The sequence below is a fragment of the Corynebacterium sp. HMSC070H05 genome, assembly GCF_001837615.1.
In the GTDB taxonomy this organism is placed as follows: domain Bacteria; phylum Actinomycetota; class Actinomycetes; order Mycobacteriales; family Mycobacteriaceae; genus Corynebacterium; species Corynebacterium coyleae.
Genome location: NZ_KV833291.1, coordinates 504 through 19939, shown reverse-complemented (window position 1 = coordinate 19939; position 19436 = coordinate 504). Strand labels below are relative to the sequence as shown.

Here is a 19436-nt window from a genome sequence, read left to right as displayed (position 1 = left end):
GCGGCACCAGCGCGGCACCAGGGTGGCGGCGCCAACGCGGCACCGGCGGCACCCGCCCCGCAAGCCCCTACGCGTCGCGGGACTCGAGCGCCACCACGCCCGCGATCCAGAGCCCCACCGCCCACACGGCGAAGACCAGCAGCGATACGCCGAGGCCCCAGTGGCCGTTGGGCTGGTTGACCATGAAGGAGGTGAGGTTGCCGAAGGGCAGGAACTTGGCCACGTCGGCACCGAAGCGCGGGATGAAGCCGACGATGGTTTCTACCAGCAGCATCATGCTGATGCAGGCCACGATGGTGCCGGAGGTGTTGCGCACCAGCCAGCCGACGCCCTGGGTGAACATGGTGATCAGCGCCATGCCGAGGGGGACGGCCCAGAGGGCGCGTTGGGTGGCGGGGTTGGTGGTCCAGTTGGCGGGGACGGAGGCGGTGAGGTCGCCAAGAATGAAGGCGAGCACCAGCGCGACCAGCGCCACGATAGCGGCCAATACGGCCCCGAGCAGCACCTTCGCTACGGCGAGTTGCCAGCGTTGGGCGACGACGCGGAAGTTGGTGGCGGGGATGCCGTAGCGGTATTCGGTGGTGACGGTCATGGCGGCCTGCACGATCACGATGATGGCGATGGTGGTGGCCACGGATGCGATGACGGTCAGGGGCGCGTAGGGCATGCCGCTGGTGCGGGAGGCGTAGCCGAATAGGAGGCCGTAGAGGGCGGAGATGACCAGGGTGATGCCGGTGGTCCAGAAGAAGGATGCGGTGGTGCGCAGTTTGGTCCACTCGGCTTGGATGAGGTTATGCATTGGGGGCCTCCGCGGATACGTACTGGGCTTGGTCTTGGGTGCTGTGCATGTAGGCCTCTTCGAGGGAGGCGCGGCGTTCGGTGAGTTCGGCGAGTTGGATGCCGGCGGCGAAGGCGAGGGCGCCGATGTCGTCGGAGGTGCGGTCGGCGATTTCGAGTGTCGCGCGCCCTTCACTATCGACGACGCGCCTAAACGGCACCCCACCCAACGCCGCTTCGAGCGCCTGCGTGTCTGCGGCGCGCACCACGGTGGTCACGCCGGAGTTGTTACGGATGAATTCGGCGACGGAGGTGTCGGCGACGAGGCGGCCGCGGCCGATGATGATGAGGTTGTCGGCGGTTTGGGCCATCTCGGCGAGGAGGTGGGAGGACACGAGCACGGTGCGGCCCTCGGCGGCGAGGGACTTCAGTAGGCCGCGGACCCAGCGGATGCCGGCGGGGTCGAGGCCGTTGACGGGTTCGTCGAGGATGAGGTATTCGGGGTCGCCGAGCAGTGCGGCGGCGATGCCGAGGCGCTGGCCCATGCCGAGGGAGAATCCGCCGACGCGCTTGCCGGCGGCGTCGGTGAGGCCGACGAGGTCGAGGACTTCGTCGACACGCTTGCGCGCAATGCCGGCTGCCTGGGCTTGCCAGAGCAGGGTGGCGCGTGCGGAGCGGTTGGGGTGGACCCCTTTGGCGTCGAGGAGGGCGCCGACTTTGCGGGTGGGGTTGGGGATGTTGCGGTAGGGGGTGCCGTCGATAAGCGAATGGCCCGAGGTGGGTTTATCCAACCCCAGGATCATGCGCATGGTGGTGGATTTGCCGGCGCCGTTGGGGCCGAGGAAGCCGGTGACCACACCGGGTTTGACCGTGAAGGTGAGGTCATCGACGGCTTGGACGGAGCCGTAGCGTTTCGTCAGTCCTTGGACTTCAATCATGCGGTTTAGTATGCACCATCGCGCGCGCAAGCACTGTGTCTAGGGAGGCGGCGAAGGCGGGGTGCAGCGGAAAATCGCGCAGGGTGTCCAGGGGAACCCAGCGCAGTTCTTCGGATTCTTCGTTGGGGGTGGTGGGCAGGGGCTCGTCGCAAAGCGCGAGCACTGTTGTGTAGGACCAGTTGGGGAACTCCGCAGTGCGCAGCGTATCGACGACCGCCACCTCCCCGGGGTCAATCGCACACTCCTCCACCGACTCGCGGATGGCGGCCTCGGCGGGGGTTTCGTGCGAATCGATCGCGCCGCCGGGGATACCCCACGTGTCGCCCTGAGCGGTCCAGGCGGCGCGGTGTTGCAGCAGCACACGCGCGTTTTCGCCGGTCCCCGCGATAAGGAAGAGGCCAGCGGCCCCGTGAAGACCCCAGAATTTTGTGCCGTTGGGTGCGGTGACCCAGCCGTTTCCGTCGCCAAGCATGCCCCCACTGTAGGTGGAAGCGGTTATTATTGCGGAATGGTAATGCGGGCGACGGCCTCGGCTGCGGGGCTGGAGGAGACGAGCGCGGACGCATGGCTCGATGAGCTGGAGCCGCGCCGCGAACGTGCCCGCTTCTTGCAAGGGCGGCTTGTGCGGCCGATGGCGATGGGGCGCCGGGGGAAGGCGTTTCTGCAGACCACGCCCGGCAAGTTGATCGTGGTGATGGTGGTGCTGACCACCTCGATGCTGGCGGCCGGGCTGTCCATGAGCCAGTCCATGTCGCTGCGCAACCAGTCGCTGGACACGGTGCTGAATGCCACGGAGCCGATGAGTGCGGCGGCGCACGTGCTGTCCACGTCGCTGCTGCGGGCGGATACGATCGCCGCGGGGTCCTACGTGCAGGCGGGGCCTATGTCGGAGGACGACATGCGCACGTATACGGCGGCGCTGGACCAGGCGGTCAGTTCCGCCTCCGAGATTTATAAGGGCGCGGTGGAGGCCGATTCTGCCTCGAGCCGGGAGATCGAGGACCTGGTGATTAACATCCAGCGCGACCTGCCCGTCTACAGCGGCCTGAACGCGCGGGCGCAGGTGAACCAGCGCATGGGCAACCCGGTGGGCGTGGCGTACATGTCGCAGGCCAGCGCGATTATGCGTACGCGGATGCTGTCGGCGGCACAAGAGATTAATACGCTCACCCGCCAGGACGTTGCCGACGAGATGCGCCGACTGTCCCAACCGCAGTGGGTGACCCTGTCCGGCTTCCTGGCGGCGCTGGGGTTCCTGTTGCTGGCGCAGTGGTGGCTGTGGCTGACGTTCCGCCGCCGTTTCAACCGTGGCTTCCTCGCCGCCACGCTGGCGCTGCTCATCGCGATCAGTTGGGCCGGGGTGTCTAACTTCCAGTCCTGGCGCTCCGGTTCCGTGGCGTACGCGCGGGCGGCGCAGCCCTGGGAGGAACTCACGGCGGCGCGCATCGACGCCCTGGAGACCCGCACCGACGAAACCTTCGCGCTGCTGCGCCGCGAAACCGCCGCCCAGTCCGCCCGCGACTTCACCGAGACCTACTCGTCGGTCGCCGGCGCGGTGCATACGGCGGAGGATTACGGCATGAGCGAGCAGCTTATCGACGACTCCCGCTCCCACCTCAACGCTTGGTCCAACGAACACGCCGAACTGGTCGGGGCGCTGAACTCCGGCAGTTACGACCAGGCCGCGGCACTGCTGAGCACGCGTAGCGACGCCGACGGGGAGGCCTCCTTCCGTGGCCTCGACGGGTCCCTGGCGGAACTGATTGCGTCCTCGAGGGAGAACACGCGGCTCTACATTGCGGAGTCGTTGGACGCGACCCGGCGCGTCTCCGCCGCCGTGGCGCTACTGTCTGTGCTGGCAGTGGTGTGTATCTGGTGGGGCATCCGCCGCAGGTTGGGTGAGTACCTATGATGCGCGCTCGGTTCGGCTCGCGTGTGGTTGCGGCATGTGCGGTGGCGGCGCTTGCGGTGCCGTCGTTGGTGGCGTGCGCCGGCGGTGAGGGGCATGAGGGGAAGGTATCGGCGACGATCGAAACGCCGTCGCCGACCCGCGAGATGGTGCCGCTGCCGCCGGGCGCCCAGTTGGATCCGGCGGCCGGTCCCCCGGCGGATCCGTTCACGCCGGACGAGTTCGAGTGGGAGGGGTCGTTGGACCCGCGCGGGGGCGCTGGAAGTGAAGCGGACGGTGCCGAGGAGGAGGCCCCGAAGCCGAACGTGGAGCGCATCCGCCAGCGCGGCCGCATCATCGTCGGCATCGACCAGTCTTTGTACCTGCTGTCCTACCGCGACACGGACTCCGGCAAGTTGCGCGGGCTCGAGGTGGACCTGGCCCGGGCGATCGCCCACGACATCTTCGAGGATGACCAGGACCTCCGGGTCGATTTCCGCTTCGTCGATTCGGCAGCGCGCACGGAGGCGCTTAACTCGGGTGAGGTGGACATCATTATCCGGACGATGTCGATTACGCCCGAGCGGACTGAGGTGATTGAGTTTTCTACGCCGTACCTGACGTCGTCGGTAAGAGTGCTCGTGCCCAAGGACCGCGACGTGAATAGCTTGGAGGACCTCGCGGGGCGCACCGCCTGCATCGTCGACGGGACAAACCTGCTGCGTATCGCCAAAACCTACGTGCCGGACTCGAACATTTTGCGCACCCGCTCCTGGTCGGATTGCCTGATGGCGGTGCAGCAGTTTAGGGCGGAGGCGATCGTGGCGGATGATGCGATCCTCGCCGGCCTGGCCGCGCAGGACCCGCACACGACCATTCTGGACGGCGCGTTTGCCACCCAGTACTACGGCGTCGGCGTGGCCAAGGGTCAGGACGATCTGGTGCGGCAGGTCAACGCCACCCTGGAGCGGATGCGTAACGACGGCTCCTGGTACACCCTCTACAACACCTGGCTCGGCGGGTCTATAGCTGAATCCTCACCGCCGCCGCTGCGGTACCGGAAGGAGGACAACGATGGCTAAGCCACACGACCACGACGACGTCCAGCCCACCGAAGCGGTCGCCTTCGACCCCTTCGCGGATGATGAACCAGGCACCGAAGCCGTCGCCTTCGACCCCTTCACCGACGATGATGATCTTGACGACGACTCCGACGCCGAATACGCCGGCCTCGGCGAAATGGCCGGGCTGCTCAAAGACCTGGACAAGTTGCGTAAGGGTTCGGGGCGCGAGGATACGTCGCAACGCTCGCGCCAAGCTGCGCTGGACACCTTCCGCGAACGCCGCGGCACCCGGCGCGCCAGCCGCATCATCGCCGACGGCATGGTGGAACTGCCGTGGGTGGAGCCAACCGAACCGCGCGAGGCGCTGATCGACCCGGAGCCAGCCGTGGTGAAGAAGGGCATCGCGCCGCCGGTGCTGCACCCCGGCGACATCGTGGCTGGCCAGTACGAGATCACCGGCGTGATCGCCCACGGCGGCATGGGCTGGATCTACCTCGCCCAAGACCACTACGTGGCCGGGCGCGTGGTGGTGCTCAAGGGCCTGCACTCCACCGACAACCCCGACGAGGCCGCAGCCGCCGAGGCGGAGCGCGAGTTCCTGGCGGACATCACCCACCCCGGGATCGTGAAAATCTTCAACTTTATCGACGACCCCCGCGTCCCCGGAGGCTTCACCGTCATGGAGTACGTGGGTGGGCCGTCGCTCAGGGCGAGAAGGAATTCGTCGCTAAGCGGAGTGCTCGAACCCGACATCGCCATCGCATACATCCTGGAAGTACTGCCCGCGCTGGATTATCTGCACTCGCGCGGGGTGGTGTACAACGACCTGAAACCCGACAACATCATTGTCACCGAAGACCAGGTGAAACTCATCGACATGGGCGCGGTGTCCGGCATCGGCGCCTACGGGTTCATTTACGGCACGAAGGGGTTCCAGGCGCCCGAAGTGGCCACGGAGGGCCCGTCGATCGCGTCCGATATTTACACGGTGGGGCGCACACTCGCCTCGCTCGTGGTGGACCTGCCGCAAACCGACGGCATCTACGACCCCGGCCTACCCACGCCCACCGACGAGCCACTCTTCCGCCAATACACCTCCCTGTACCGGCTGCTCGCGCGGTGCTGCAACGAAAACCCCGCGCGGAGGTTTGATAGCGTCTCCGAACTGGAAAGCCAACTCCTCGGCGTGCTGCGCGAGGTGGTAGCAGTTCGCGACGGCCGCACCTACCCTGCCCAACACTCCCTCTTCTCCCCGCAGCGCCGCACCTTTGGCACCAAACACCTGGTGTTCCGCACCGACCAACTCATCGACGGCATCTCCCGCACCGTCGACATCACCCCACAAGAAGTCGTCGCCGCCCTGCCCTCACCACTGATCAACCGTGACGACGTCGGCGCCGCCATGCTCCAAGGCTCCTCCTACGCCGAACCCCGCGAAACCCTGGAAACCCTGCGCCAAGCCATGACCACCCCGCAATACGAACACTCGGTGGAAATCCCCTTCGGCGTGGTGCGCACCATGATCGACCTCGGCCTCACCTCCCAAGCCCGCTCCTGGCTGCTCACCCTCCAGGACCGCTTCGGAGACACCTGGCGCTTCTCGTGGTACTCCGGCGTCGTAGAAATGCTGCTCGGCGACTTCCCCACCGCCACCCGCTCCTTCTCCGAAGTGCTCAACCAACTCCCCGGCGAGGCCGCCCCCAAACTCGCACTCGCCGCCGTCTCCGAGTTGTTGCTGCAAGAGCGAGGCCTCCAAGAGCAATCGCTTATCGACGACTCCCTCGCCCGCACCGCCACCAACCTCGAACACCCCCTCTCCAACGTCCCCACCACCGTGCTTCGCGCCATGGTGGAAAACGGCCAAATGGACCCCACCTGGACCGTCACCGCCCTCGAACCCGGCGCGCTACGCTTCCACGCGATCCGGCTGTACTCCCTGGTGTGGCTCACTAACCCCACCACCGTCTCCTCCGCCTTCGGACTCGCCCGCATGCTCATGCGCGAAGGGGAAACCGATTTGGCGTTGCGGGCCCTGGACAAGGTGCCCAACGCCTCGCGCCACTCCCGCATGGCCCAACTCACCGCCATCCTCTACCTGGTCCTGCCCGTCGCAGGCACCGGCGCCGACCCCACCGAAGCGCAAATCCGGGAGGCCGCCGCCCGCCTCGACCAGATCCCCACCACCGAGCCACGCTTCCTGCAGATCAAGACCGCCGTCCTCGACGCCGCCCTGCACTACCTGGTCACCGAAGGCTCCGCCAACACCCCCACCCTTTTCGAATACTCCTTCACCGAACGCGAAATCCGCCACGGCCTCGCCCAAACCCTGCGTGCCCAGGCCCGCGTCGCCCCCTACGCCCAGCACCGCTACGCGCTTGTGGACATGGCGAACAAGGTCCGCCCCGCCACCTGGTTCTGAGGGTGGTGGCTGGTGGGGCCGGTGGGGCCGGTGGGGCCGGTGGGGCCGGTCAAAAGCTAAACGGCGCATCCTACACGGCATATTTCGCTGATTTTCGACGAAATGCACCGTGTAGGATGCGCCGTTTGGGTCCACGGGCCGGGGGCCAGGGCGCGAGGCCGGGGGCCGGGCGCCCCGGCGCGTGGCTAGCGGTTCATGTACGCGGCCGCGGCACCGCCGAGGCCCAGCACCGCCAGGATCGCGATGATGATGCCGACGATCGCACCCGGCGAGGACGAGCCATCGGCACTGCCGGAGCTGCCGGAGCTGCCGGAGGCCTGCGGCTCGACGGTGGAGGTCGGTTTGGTCCCGGTCGGGGTGGTGTAGACCGTCTTGGAAGGCTTGGTTGGCCGCGGCGTGGTCGGCTTCGGGCCCAGGGAGGTGATCGCCGGGTCGCGCTGGCCGGGCAGGACCGGCAGGTTGGTGGCGGTTGGGATGGGCGGGGCCTGGGTCAGGGTCGGCTTGGACGGGTCGGGCTTGGCCAGGATGTCACGGACCTGGTCGGCCTTCTCTGGGTTGGTTTTCTCCAGGTCGGCGATGAGGTCTTGCATGTCCTTGGCGGAGTAGTTGAGGACGGAGAAGTTGACGGTTTGGTCCTCGACAAGCAGGCCTTCCTCGTTGAAGACGCGGAACTGGATCGGCATTTCGGCTTCGTCGTAGCCGATGGTGTTGGTGATCGGTACTTCGATGGGCAGGGCGGCGTTTTCGGTCAGGGCGCCTTCGACTGGGTATTCCCTGCGGAAGTCGCCGCCGGGGTAGTTCACCTGGAGGGTGAATTTGTGCAGGTCGATGCCGAGGTTGGAGAGTTCGACGTTGACGCGGGAGTCGTAACGATTAGCCACGATGTAGGACGGGTTGTCCTTCAGGTTGAGCATGCGCAGGCCCGCCTTGCCGTTGTTGCGTTCGGCGGACAGGGCGACGAGTTGGCTCACGGAGGGGTGGGTGTGGCCGGATTCGTCGGGGTCCTCGTCGGCGACGCCGGAGGTGCCGGTGGCCTTGCGGATTTCGCCGTTGACCAGGTCGAGGTTGTCCCAGTCGGGGGCGATGCTGTAGTTGCCCTTGAAGCATTCGACGGAGCCGTCGGTGCACTTGGCCGGCAGCGGCTTTGTGCTGTCGGGCGTGGCGGTTTCTTTGGAGTAGTTGAACACGCTGAACTGGTAGAGGTAGTTCATGACCGATTCGTAGTGCGGGACGTACTCGCTGTCGGGGCGCTTTACTTTCGACGAGCCCGAGTGGGTCAGGCCGAGGTTGTGGCCGAACTCGTGCAGGATGGTGTTGCGGAGTTGTTCCTGCGAGGTCATGCGTTCGTTTTTGGCGATGTAGAAGGCGCCGTCGGCAAGTAGGGCGTTGCCGGAGGACGGGTTGTCTGCGGCTTGGCTGTCGCCGATGACACCGACGCGGAAGATGTTTTTGCGGTCGCCGAGCAGGCGGTCGCGGTCCTTGATCATCCTGACTGCCGGGTTTTCGCCGGCGAAGTAGTACTCCGCGTAGTCCTCGGTTGGCCCGCCGTGGGGTTCGAGGCCGGGGATGTTGTTGTAGTAGACGCCGGCGTCGATGTGCAGGTTGTAGCCCTCTTTGTCGAAGAGGTCGACGAGGTCGTTCAGCGTTTGGCGCGAGGGGCGGTACACGTTGGTGTTCGCATTGGCGCATTCCTGGAACTTGTCAAAGTCTTCTTCGGTGGGCGCGTACTTGCGCTTGTCGGAGCAGCCCAGGGATTCCCATTCGGATTTCATCCAGTTGAGTTGGAGGAACAGGTCTGGGCGCGTGGGGTCGGCGCCCCAGCGGTGGAGTGGGAATTCTTTGCCGTCGGCGGAGGTGAAGCCGTTGCGTTCCCATTCGTCGGGGAAGCCGTCGCCGTCGGTGTCTTTTAGCGCTTCGCTGGCGGTGCCTTGGAAGGTGACGGTGGCTTCGAGGGTTTCGCCTGGTGCGACGGTGTTTTCCCATTTGCCGGTTTGGAAGCGGCTGGCGTTGTTGGCGCCGGCGAGCGCGTTGTTGAGGGTGTCGCCGGTTGCGGTGGTGGTGGCGTCGTCGAAAAGCGTGTGCACGTTGTAGCGTCCGCCGACGGAGACCTCGTACCCGTTGTTTTTGGGGGTGACGGTGAGTTCGTAGTCGTAGGACATCATGCCTGCGGTGAGGTCGATGGCCAGGGGGCTCGGTGCGTCGGTGACGTTGCGTGCGACGACGTTGACGGTGACTTCTTTGGCGGTGACGGTGAAGGTGCGGGTGAGCTCGACGCCGTTTTTGGTGTGCGTGAGCGTGATGGTGTCTACGCCGTTTTTGCTGGAGGTTTTGACGTCGGTGTCGTTGCCGACGTATTGGACGCGGGTGCCGTCGTTAAACGCGTCGATGTAGAGGGCGGTGGGCAGGCTGCCGTAGGTGGGGTTGTTGTAGGTCAGCCAGCTGACGCGGCCTTTGTTGGCTTCGACGGTTTGGAAGCCTTCGAACGCACCGGTTTTCGCGTCGACGGAGAACGGACGCGTCTGCTCAATGACGGCGCCTGCCTGTATTGGCACTACGAGCCCTGCACCGAGGCTCGCGGCAACCGCGGCGGCGGCGACTTTCTTGTGTACTCGCATGTTCTCCTACTTCCACCAGACTAGGAATTGTTGGTAAAACTCTCGGTTTTCGTACAGGGCGTAGTTGGCTGCCCCGATGAGGCCAAGGATGGCAAGCAGCCCGGCGATCCAGCCTATCGCGTGGGTGTCTACGGAGCTACTGCTTGTCGACGACTCCACCGCCCGTGTCGCCTCCACCGTCACCGTGAACTTGCCACGGGACCCGTCGAGGTATTCGACGAACACCGGCACGGCCTTCGCATGGCCCTCCGCACCTGTGGGGATGCTGGCGGTGAGTTCGCCGGTGGCGTGGTCGATGCCGAAGGTCCAGCCGTCGGATTCGGTTTGGGCGAGCGAGAACGGGTGGTCGATGGCGGTCTCCGGGCGCGTCAGGGCGAAGCGGGAGGTCTCGCCAGCGGTTCCCTTGACCAGCATGTTCTCCAGCTTCGCGTCTTTGGCCAGGGTGGTCGCGCCGTTGGCGGTGAGCACCTGGACGGGCGCGGAGGTGAACAGTTCCGAGCCGTCGCTGAAGCTAATACGCACGGGCACCTCGCGGATGCCGGGCAGGGTATCTGGGGTGGCCTTGACGGTGAGCACGCCGTTTTCCGGGTCGATGGCGGTGTGCAGCCCCTCCACCGGGGTGACCAGGGAGAAGGATCCCTTGTGCTTGGTGGGGGTCAGTACACGTTCCGCGCCTGCGCGGACGTTGCCGCCGAGGTATTCGATGCCGGTGAGGGCGGCCTCGCCACGCACGGCGGTCGCCGGGACCTCGACGATGCGTTGGGAGCCGTCGGTGAACGTGACCACGATCGGGATCAGGGTGGCCAGCGCGTTGCTCCTCGCCGCCATGCCGCCGTCGATGGCGGCGGTGATGGCGCCGGTGGTTTCGTCGACATGGACGCGCCAGCCGGGCTCGCTAAACGACGCCGCCAGTCCGTACCGCGCCCCCTCCGGTGCAGCGGTGGGCAGTTTGGTGGTCGGGTCGCCGCCCTCGGTGAGTTTCAGCGGCGCCCACGACACGGCCTTGCCTTTGGCTTCGGAGCGGGTGGTCACCGGTACGACGATCTCCTGGGTGGAGCCGTCCGGCAGTGTCAGTTTGATCGGTACGTCGAAGGGTGCGTCGGCCGGTGCGTCGGTTGGCACCTTGATCGTGATCTCACCGGTGTTCTCGTCAAGCTCTACCGGCAGGGTGGTCAGGCCGTCTGCCTCGAACTTCGTGCCTTCCGGCACGGAGCCGGTGGGGGTGATCCTGATGTTGCCTTCGGCGTCGAATACCGGCTTGTACTCCAGGCTGCGGACGCCGTCGGCGAGGGTGTCGCCGGTGAGGGCGTCGATACGCACGGCGGCAGCCTCGCCGCCTTTGCGGTTGGCGCTGGGCTCGTCTTCGCTCGGCGGCACGTCGTCGATGGTGCCGTCCGAGTACAGCGCGCGGACCTGCACCTCGATCGGCTTGGCGTTGTCCTTCGGCGCGGTCGCGCGAATCAGGCCGGAACCCAGGTCGACGGCAACATCCCAGCCGTTGAGTTCGGTGTGCGGGGTGGCCAGCACGTACTCCGCATCCTCAGGCATCTTGCCAATCTGGCGGATGAGCACCGTCTTACCCGGCTGCGCGCCCTTGTTCTGCTCGTAGGCGGGTTGGTAGGTGACGTTGTGCGGGGCGGGGTCCACGATGAATTTCGCATAACGCTCCGCGATGGTGTCATCCGGGAATGTGATCCGCACGCGGACGTCGAAGTTTTCGGTGCGTGGCTTTGTCACCGTGATCACGCCGGTGGCCTTGTCCATTTCAAGGCCCGTGGAATCACCCAGAATCTCGAACTTCGTGCCGGCAGGCAGCGGCTGGTTGCGGTAGCTGCGGCCGCCCTCGTTCAGCGTCGCGGTCGGCGCGCTGTTGTTGCCGGTCTCGCCGTAGCGCAGGTAGCCCGGGCGGTACTCGGGCCAGTAGCGGGAGGCGTCGGTGTTGGGGGGTTGGACGTCGATGGTGACGGTGTTGCGCGTGCCGTCGTCGGTAATCACGCCAAACTTGTACTCCCCCGGCGCCAGGTCGCGCGGCGGGACTGCCTTGATCACGCCGTCGACGCCAACGGTAACCCACTCGGGCGCATCGTCGGCGGCGCGGATGCCCATGCTTGTCGACGGCACCCTCGACGGCGCAGCCTCCACATCCTCACCAGCGCGCACCGTGATTGGATGCCACGCGAAGCCGTCGGCCACGGACACCGAGATCTCAAGGTGCTCCTCCAACAACCTGTCGTCTTCGGTGATGACCTCCACGACCACGTCGTAGTCGCCCGGCTCCTTGGGGGTACCGGTGATGACGCTGTTTTCCTCGTCGTAAATCACACCGTCCGGCAGGCCCTGGACGTCCACGGAGGAGGCGTTTTCGGTGTCGACGGGGATCTCCAACTTCTCACCGGGCCGGACGGTGCCGTCCGGCGGGGTGGTCAGCTTCTCTCGGACAGGCTCAGGAAGCTCCGAGGTGTCCTTGACGGTGATGGTGAACATGGAGGTGACGACGTTGCCTGCGGTATCGACGAGCGGGCTGCCGTCTTCGCCCAGCACACGCGCAGTGACGTTGTAGGTGCCCGGGGTGGTCGGGGCGCCCTTGAGGTACACGTGCTGGAAACGGCCCTTCGCGCGGGAGGTGTCGGCGGTGATGCCTTCGGGGAGGGTGGAGTCGTCGATAGTCAATGTGGCGCCATCGGGAACCCGCAGTGCGCGAACGGGAACCGGCTTGATGCGCTTGTGCGCCCAGAAGGTGCGGTCCTCGACCCGCATGAAGTACGGGTCCGCAGAAAGCACGATGTCGAACGGGACGATCTTGTGGTCGCCGTCCTTGTACACCGCCATGATGTTGATGGTCTCTTCATCCGGCAGCTCTTCGGCCTTGGACGGATCCGGGGTGATGGTCACGGTGCCCGAATCGCCGTCGATCTCAGCACCCCAGGCTGGGTTGACGGCATCGGGATGTTCAAAGCGGTAGTGGACCGGCTTGTTGATGTACGACTCGAGGAAACCGAGCACCACCTCCGTGGAGGTGGTTTGGCCAAGGCGCACCTTAGCCGCTGGGTAGGAGACGCCGGACCAGCCCTCGTCGACCTCGGGGGGATTCACCGGGTCTGCAACCGGCTCCGGTGCGGCTTCCGTGGGTTCCGTGGTCTCCGTGGGTTTCGTAGTTTCGGCCGCCTGCACCGGCTGCACCGCGCCTGCGATGAGCGACAGGCCGATGGCACATGCTGCGATTGAGGTTCCACGTCGGCGCACACTGGAAACGTTGCGGTGCTGCTCGGCCATCTGCCCATCCCCTTTGACGGTATGTTCAGCCCGCAATGCGGGCGTTGTTACTACACGTCAATATATCGGCTTAGGGTAAGTTGTTACAACATTTTGCTTTTATACCCGTGCGGCGACGGCGGCGGCCTTCTGCGCGATGGCCAACTCCTCGTTGGTAGGCACGACGAGAACCTTCACGGTGGAGTCGTCGGTGGAGATGATACGTGGGCCGTCGTTAGGCAAATCGTTCTTCGCCGGATCGATCTCGATGCCGTAGTGCTTCAGGTTGTCCAGCGAATCCATGCGAACAAACTTATCGTTCTCGCCAACGCCGGCGGTGAACGTAATGGCGTCCACGCGGCCAAGCGCGATCATGTAGGAACCGATGAAGCGGCGCAGCTGGTTGAGATACACGTTGTAGGCCAACCAGGCGTTTTCGTCCTCGTTTTCGATCATGGCGCGCAGTTCGCGGAAGTCGTTCACACCCGACAGGCCCTTGACGCCGGATTGGCGGTTGAGGAGGTTGTCGATCTCGTCGATAGTCATGCCACTTTGACGCACCAGGTGGAAGATGATGCCCGGGTCGATATCGCCGGAGCGGGTACCCATGACCAAACCTGCCAGCGGCGTCATGCCCATGGAGGTGTCGATCGGGTGGCCGTTGGCAACCGCGGAAGCGGAAGCGCCGTTGCCCAGGTGGAGCACGATCTGACGGGTGTGCGCCGGGTCGCGGCCGATGAGTTCCGGCACCTGGGAAGACACGAACTCGTGTGAGGTGCCGTGGAAGCCGTAGCGACGGATCAGGTTGCGCTCGGAGACCTCAGCGTTAATGGCATACAGCGCGGCGGCCGGGGGCAGGTCGCGGAAGAAGCCGGTGTCGAACACGGCGACGTGCGGGATGTCCGGCAGCAACTCGCGGGCGACCTCGATGCCGTCGATGTTGGCCGGGTTGTGCAGCGGCGCCAGCGGGATGAGGTCCCGGATCATGTCCACGACCGGGTCCAGGATCAGCTCCGGCTCGGAGAACACCATGCCGCCGTGGACAACACGGTGGCCTGCGGCGACGATGTCGAGTTGGGTCGGGCCGACGCCTTTGGCGTCGAGAAGCTTGAACGTCTCCTGCAAACCGGACGCGTGAGAGGGCACGGCCTTTTGCACGACGTGCTTCTGGCCGTCGTACTTGATGGTGATGCGGCCCTGGGGCTCACCGATCTGCTCGACAAGACCCGAGACGAACGGGTCCGCCGACGCGTCGGAGGTCGGGTCGACGATCTGGAACTTGATCGAGGACGAGCCGGAGTTGATAACCAGTACGTAAGACATTTACTTCGCCCCTGCCTGAATCGCGGTAATAGCTACGGTGTTCACGATATCTGGCACGGTGGCGCCGCGGGACAAATCATTGACCGGTTTATTCAGGCCCTGCAGCACCGGACCAACTGCGAGGGCGCCTGCGGTGCGCTGAGCGATCTTGTAGCCCGCGTTGCCGGCCTCCAGGTCGGGGAAGATGAACACGTTGGCCTGGCCCGCCACCGGGGAGTCGGGGGCCTTCTTCGCGCCCACGCCCGGGTCGCAGGCGGCGTCGAACTGCAGCGGGCCGTCGATGGCAACGTCCGGGGCGAGTTCCTTCGCCTTCGCGGTGGCCTCGACGGCGCGCTCCACGTCCGGGCCCGCACCGGAGGAGCCGGTGGAGTACGACAGGATGGCCACCTTCGGATCAATGCCGAACTGGGCGGCGGTCTTGGCGGACACGGCGGCGATCTCGCCGATCTGCTCGGCGGTCGGATTCGGGTTCACGGCGCAATCGCCGAATGCCCAGAGGCGGTCCTGCATGACCATGAGGAAGATCGAGGACACCACGGACGCACCCGGGGCGGTTTTGATGATCTGGAACGACGGCTTAATCGTGTGCGCGGTGGTGTGCGCCGCACCGGAGACCATGCCGTCTGCCAGGCCCTTGTGCACCATCATGGTGCCAAAGTAGGAGACGTCCTTCATGGTCTCGCGGGCCTCCTCGAGCGTCACGCCCTTCTTCTTGCGCAGCTCCGCAAAGTCGGCGGCGAACTCCTCAAGCAGGTCGGATTCGAGATGGTTGAGCAGGTTCGCGCCGCTCAGGTCCAGGCCGAGGTCGGTGGCGCGGCGGTTCATGTCGGCGACATCGCCAAGAATCGTGATCTGTGCAATCCCCTGGCGCAGCAGCTGATCCGCGGCCTGCAGAATGCGGTCGTCCTCGCCCTCCGGCAGCACCACGTGCGAGCCGGCGGCCTTGGCCTGCTCCAGCAGCTGATGTTCGAACACGATCGGGCTCATGACCGGCTTGGCCTCGACTGCGGTGGGCTGGAAGGTCTCCACCTCGCCACCGCTAATCGACGACACCACAACCGCCCCGAACTCCTCCACGCGGCGCTTGGCCAGGGGTGCGGTGGTGTCGTCGCTAGTAATGAGCACCACGGGCACCCCGAGCGCTGCGGCGAGCTCGCCGTCAAAGTTGTAGTCACCAGTGCCCTGGATCAGTTTCGCGTCGCCAAACAGTGCGCCGGAGTTGAAGATCTCCGCCACGCTGTCGCCTTCGGCGCGCACCAGTTCGAGGCCGAGACGGCCGGCGAGCTGTTGCAGATCCACACCCTCGAAGGTGCGGTTTGCAAGGGTTACAAGCAGGGTCTGGGACATTGTCTCACCTTTCGTTGTGGGGCAAACAGTGCATAGTTTACCGGCACCGCCGACACGGCGAGACACTATATGGTGTGACCTACATCTTCTTCATGGCGCGCGCCGCGTCGTCGGTACGCACACGCGCCTCCGCGGCCGAATCCGCGGTGGAAAGAATCAACACATCCGGGCCGAACATGCGCACCGTGGTCTCCTCCACCTCCATCGCGGCGGCGATAGCCTCCAGCGAGAGTGTCACGCCCGGCAGGAAGCGCACGGCACCGGGGCTGACCAGCGTCGAATCGATGGGCAACTCCTGCGTCGCACGCGCCTGCAGATCAAACTGGTTGACGCGTTGCGTGGCAAGCGTGACCAACCCATCACGGCTCGGGCGTGGGGTGACTTGGGAGAAATAGACATCGTCGCCAGAGACAAACAGCTCAATGGAGTACACGCCGCAACTTGCAAGCCCACCCATGATGCGCGCGGCAATCGAGCGCGCGTTGTCCATCGCGGCCTCCGGCATCGGCGCAGGCTGCCACGCCTCCACCAGTTTGCCCTCGCGGTGGCGGGTGCCGATCGGCTCGCAGAACCACGTAGCCAACTCGCCCGTGTTCGGGTCGATGGAGCGCGCCGCGAGGATCGTGGCCTCGAAATCAAAGTCGATGTAGCGCTCCACCACCACACCGTCACCCTCCCCTTCCGAGGCGATACTCCAGGCCTCCGCAAGGTCGGCGTTGCTGTGCACCGTGGAAAACCCCTGCCCGTCGCGGGATGTCGGCGACTTCACCACACACGGAAACCCGAGGCGCTCCACCGCGTCCTGCATTCCCTGCGGCGTGGTCACAAACTCACAATCCAGCGTGGGCAAGCCCAGTTCCTCGCTCGCCTGGGTGCGCACCGCCATGCGGTCCGCAGTACGGCGGCATGCGCTTGTCGACGGCGCCACCGCCGCCCCGGCAGCCTCCGCCGCCACCTCAACCTCTTCGAGCGTGTCCGGCGAATCCCCCGTGGTCACAATGATGTCCGGGTGGAACTGATCAGCCAGCGACACAGCACCAATCTGAGTCTCAAACCCGAGGCGCTGGTAAGCCTGCTCAAGCTCGCGGGCCATCGGCGACGTGCCAAGGATCAGCGCGCGACGCTGTGCAGAAGATGGAACAGTCATAACGCCAGATTGTCCCACACTTATATGTCGCGCAGGTAGCCGAGAGCACGTGCAAAAAGAGGCTCAATAAATCCGCTCGACACTTCACGACTGAGTCCCCACTGAGCCCCCAAGACATTATCCACCCCCAACATGGGGTACGAAAACCGCCTTAGTCGATCGTTCGCACTGGTCAAACGACCCTTGCGTCCGTAATAGAAAATACATATAGCGTCAGGCTATCCTCTAGACAGAGGCGACGCCCTCGCCAGAAGTTTCTGGGGACAGCGAACCGCCCAGATCCCGTCGAGCTGCTGGCCGGCGGGATCATTCATTTTCAACTTTCTTATCTAGATCAATAACGAACGAATGGTCTTCAAGATAAAGCTTGAAATAAAGCCCGGTCCGGTCATGGTGCGTTTTTGAACGCCGGAGGGCCATGGCCGAAAGGTCGGGGAGCCACAGCAGATGTTCTTCCTTGGGCGATTCATGAAGAACCTGCGTATAGCGCGATATTGCACCGACAGAGCGTAAGTGTTTTATCAGACGACGGTCAGCATCATTTTCCGTGTGCCTTTGTCGTTTTTCCATCACGACAAGCCGGGTTCCAGGGTAATTCTGCTGGACGGCTACTAACAACGCCTTTAAGCAATCATCACGCGCTTGAGCAACCGACACCTCATTTTCCTCACCTATTTGAGTCAAGTCCTTTTTGTAGGCAAAAATATGTTGGTCGCCGACATCATTGCAGTATGTGAGCAGCCCCTCAGCCTTTTGCCGCCCCTCGGCACTCTGCAATGCTTCCGTAGTGTGCCAGTATCCTCCATCAACAATCTCACGTATGTCCTCTCGAGTGGCATCCAAGAACCTGGCACTAATTAGGACCCCGCAAATCAAATAAAAGGAACGGCCGAGGTTTTCTTCTGGCCGGTTATATGTTTCATCCACATAGAGGACGTAATGATCCTCATTGAGGTTTCTGTAGGCAGCCTCGAGGGCACGTTTCTCCACGGGACATCCTTGTTATCTTACTTCTAGATTTATTGGCTAGATAGCCTACAGGCAGTGCAAGTTGTCCAATGTCACGCTTTTCTGTCATTTCCTAGCTCGCTCAGTTGCCTTGCGATACACGACCAATCGGACACCCGCTTAATTAAAGTAAGGACAATCACAGCACCAAACGCCGTTGCCCCGCCCACCGGGTTGGTGAGCGGGGCAACGGCGTTTCGAGGAAGGCGCCTTCATTGAAGGCGTTGGGCTACCGAATTACTTCTTCGGCTGTGCCTTCTCCTCCTTGGAAGAGCCGGCGTAGGTCTTGCCGGAAGAACCCTTCAGTTCCAGGTCCTTCACGGAAGAGCCACCACCTGGGGTGCAGTTGTCGTAGATGATCGTGCCGGCGAGGATGCCAGCGGCGATCAGAGCCAGACCACCGGCGACCGTCGCAATGTCGGTGCCGTACTGCCCCAGCTGCTTGTTCAGACCCTCAACCTGTGCAGCGAGCTGCGGGTTGAAGATGCCCAGCTGCTGTTGCAGCTGCGTGTTGACGTTCTGGATCTGTGCGTTCGCCTGTGCGGCGAAGTCGGACAGACCCGGGATCTCGATCTGGGTTGCCAGACCAAGCGGCAGCAGTGCGATCAGCGGCAGGCCGAACCCGACAGAGGTTGCGACACACTTGCCGGTGTCGATGGTTTCACCGATCTGGATCTTGAAGCGGTGGATCTCCTTGCCGTCTTCCTTAACGACGACCCAAGCCTCGCCGGCCGGGGTGCCCTCCGGGACGGAGACAATGATGTTGCCATCCTTGTCAATGGTGACCTTGGCGTCCTTGATCGGGTTGCCATCCTTATCGACGAGCTCGCCAGTCAGTTCACCCTTCTTGTCAGAGTTACCCTGATCGACCTTGCCGACGTTCTGGCCCTTGCCGTTCGGCGTGACCGTGCTCTTGCCCGGGGAGACAGTGGTCTTGTCGTCGGACGCGCCGGAACCGTTGTCGTCGCGACCCTTCTTGTGGCCGTTGACGTCGATCTCGACCTCGGTCTTGCCGCCGTCCAGATCCGGATCCTCGATGGTGACCGTGATCGGACCATCGACGTCCGTGCCCGGGGTGACAACGATCTCGCCGGTGTTCGGATTGATTTCGACAGGGATGTCCTTGCCGTCCTCATCCTTCGCGGAGACCTTGGTGTCATTGTCCGGGTTGGTGACCTTGACGCCAGTGCCCTGCTTCTCATCGGTCGGATCAACAGACTTCTTGTCGTTCTGATCAACCGTGGTCTTGTCGGAAGCGTCGGAACCGTTGTCGTCGCGACCCTTCTCGTGGCCGTTGACCGGGACCTCGAATTCAGCCTTGCTGTTCGGCAGGTCTGGGTCTTCGATGGTCACCGTGATCGGGCCGTCAACCTTCTCACCCGGGGTGACGACAACCTTGCCATCCTCGTCGATCTTGACCGGGACGTCGTTGCCGTCCTCATCCTTGGCCGTGACCTTGGTGTCCTCATCCGGGTTGGTGACCTTGATGCCGGTGTCCTGCTGTTCGTCAGTCGGGTCCACCGGGGTGATGTTGGAACCATCAACCTTGGTGCCGTCCTCGTTGGCAGGATCCGAACCGTTGTCGTCGCGGTTCTTCTCGTGGCCGTTGACGTCGATCTCGACCTCGACCTTGCTGTTCGGCAGGTCTGGGTCTTCGA

Annotated in this window: 13 protein-coding genes; 3 read left to right on the top strand and 10 right to left on the bottom strand. The window is 64.3% G+C overall.

Translation table 11 applies throughout. The features are described 5' to 3' along the window. Window positions 1-67: 67 nt before the first annotated feature. Genes HMPREF2617_RS02745 through HMPREF2617_RS02735 form a run of 3 tightly spaced genes read right to left on the bottom strand, consistent with a single transcriptional unit; the run spans window position 68 to window position 2187 of the window. Window positions 68-799, bottom strand: a complete 732-nt coding sequence (locus HMPREF2617_RS02745; protein WP_070839738.1) for an ABC transporter permease — start codon at window positions 797-799, stop codon at window positions 68-70. Then, window positions 792-1715, bottom strand: coding sequence for an ABC transporter ATP-binding protein (locus HMPREF2617_RS02740; protein WP_070422438.1), 924 nt, complete (start codon window positions 1713-1715; stop codon window positions 792-794). The genes HMPREF2617_RS02745 and HMPREF2617_RS02740 overlap by 8 nt, the downstream gene beginning before the upstream one ends. Continuing rightward, entirely contained in the window at window positions 1708-2187 is a 480-nt protein-coding gene (locus HMPREF2617_RS02735; protein ID WP_070422437.1) for an NUDIX hydrolase, read from the bottom strand. Before HMPREF2617_RS02735 ends, HMPREF2617_RS02740 begins: the two co-directional genes overlap by 8 nt. A gap of 42 nt (window positions 2188-2229) precedes the next feature. Between HMPREF2617_RS02735 and HMPREF2617_RS02730 the strand changes: the two genes are divergently transcribed. Genes HMPREF2617_RS02730 through HMPREF2617_RS02720 form a run of 3 tightly spaced genes read left to right on the top strand, consistent with a single transcriptional unit; the run spans window position 2230 to window position 7086 of the window. Then, window positions 2230-3627: a hypothetical protein gene (locus tag HMPREF2617_RS02730; RefSeq protein ID WP_083284778.1), complete on the top strand. Its 1398-nt coding sequence runs from the start codon at window positions 2230-2232 to the stop codon at window positions 3625-3627. Beyond that, on the top strand, window positions 3624-4685 hold the full coding sequence (locus HMPREF2617_RS02725; protein WP_246821682.1) for a glutamate ABC transporter substrate-binding protein: 1062 nt from the start codon (window positions 3624-3626) through the stop codon (window positions 4683-4685). The genes HMPREF2617_RS02730 and HMPREF2617_RS02725 overlap by 4 nt, the downstream gene beginning before the upstream one ends. Continuing rightward, a complete protein-coding gene (locus HMPREF2617_RS02720) occupies window positions 4678-7086 on the top strand; it encodes a serine/threonine protein kinase (RefSeq protein ID WP_070839735.1) in 2409 nt (802 codons plus the stop codon). Before HMPREF2617_RS02725 ends, HMPREF2617_RS02720 begins: the two co-directional genes overlap by 8 nt. 185 nt (window positions 7087-7271) lie before the next feature. On the opposite strand, the gene HMPREF2617_RS02715 is transcribed toward HMPREF2617_RS02720, so the two are convergent. The 7 genes from HMPREF2617_RS02715 to HMPREF2617_RS12005 all read right to left on the bottom strand — a co-directional run. Continuing rightward, window positions 7272-9701: a hypothetical protein gene (locus HMPREF2617_RS02715; RefSeq protein ID WP_070839732.1), complete on the bottom strand. Its 2430-nt coding sequence runs from the start codon at window positions 9699-9701 to the stop codon at window positions 7272-7274. A gap of 6 nt (window positions 9702-9707) precedes the next feature. After that, a complete protein-coding gene (locus HMPREF2617_RS02710) occupies window positions 9708-12974 on the bottom strand; it encodes a YPDG domain-containing protein (protein ID WP_070839729.1) in 3267 nt (1088 codons plus the stop codon). 99 nt (window positions 12975-13073) lie between these two features. Then, a complete protein-coding gene (locus HMPREF2617_RS02705; RefSeq protein ID WP_070451088.1) occupies window positions 13074-14276 on the bottom strand; it encodes an acetate kinase in 1203 nt (400 codons plus the stop codon). After that, window positions 14277-15623, bottom strand: coding sequence for a phosphate acetyltransferase (pta, locus tag HMPREF2617_RS02700; protein ID WP_070839726.1), 1347 nt, complete (start codon window positions 15621-15623; stop codon window positions 14277-14279). A gap of 79 nt (window positions 15624-15702) precedes the next feature. Next, window positions 15703-16770, bottom strand: coding sequence for an ATP-grasp domain-containing protein (locus HMPREF2617_RS02695; protein WP_070839723.1), 1068 nt, complete (start codon window positions 16768-16770; stop codon window positions 15703-15705). A 306-nt stretch (window positions 16771-17076) separates the two neighbouring features. Then, entirely contained in the window at window positions 17077-17760 is a 684-nt protein-coding gene (locus HMPREF2617_RS02690) for a hypothetical protein (protein WP_070422429.1), read from the bottom strand. Window positions 17761-18015: 255 nt separating this feature from the next. Next, on the bottom strand, window positions 18016-19436 hold a 1421-nt coding region (locus HMPREF2617_RS12005; protein WP_210400799.1), incomplete at its 5' end, for a hypothetical protein.

Excerpts from the sequence above, each read along its gene's own strand:
- HMPREF2617_RS02745 (WP_070839738.1), bottom strand. The coding sequence starts at position 799 with ATGCATAACCTCATCCAAGCCGAGTGGACCAAACTGCGCACCACCGCA.
- HMPREF2617_RS02740 (WP_070422438.1), bottom strand. The coding sequence starts at position 1,715 with ATGATTGAAGTCCAAGGACTGACGAAACGCTACGGCTCCGTCCAAGCC.
- HMPREF2617_RS02735 (WP_070422437.1), bottom strand. The coding sequence starts at position 2,187 with ATGCTTGGCGACGGAAACGGCTGGGTCACCGCACCCAACGGCACAAAA.
- HMPREF2617_RS02730 (WP_083284778.1), top strand. The coding sequence starts at position 2,230 with ATGCGGGCGACGGCCTCGGCTGCGGGGCTGGAGGAGACGAGCGCGGAC.
- HMPREF2617_RS02725 (WP_246821682.1), top strand. The coding sequence starts at position 3,624 with ATGATGCGCGCTCGGTTCGGCTCGCGTGTGGTTGCGGCATGTGCGGTG.
- HMPREF2617_RS02720 (WP_070839735.1), top strand. The coding sequence starts at position 4,678 with ATGGCTAAGCCACACGACCACGACGACGTCCAGCCCACCGAAGCGGTC.
- HMPREF2617_RS02715 (WP_070839732.1), bottom strand. The coding sequence starts at position 9,701 with ATGCGAGTACACAAGAAAGTCGCCGCCGCCGCGGTTGCCGCGAGCCTC.
- HMPREF2617_RS02710 (WP_070839729.1), bottom strand. The coding sequence starts at position 12,974 with ATGGCCGAGCAGCACCGCAACGTTTCCAGTGTGCGCCGACGTGGAACC.
- HMPREF2617_RS02705 (WP_070451088.1), bottom strand. The coding sequence starts at position 14,276 with ATGTCTTACGTACTGGTTATCAACTCCGGCTCGTCCTCGATCAAGTTC.
- pta (WP_070839726.1), bottom strand. The coding sequence starts at position 15,623 with ATGTCCCAGACCCTGCTTGTAACCCTTGCAAACCGCACCTTCGAGGGT.
- HMPREF2617_RS02695 (WP_070839723.1), bottom strand. The coding sequence starts at position 16,770 with ATGACTGTTCCATCTTCTGCACAGCGTCGCGCGCTGATCCTTGGCACG.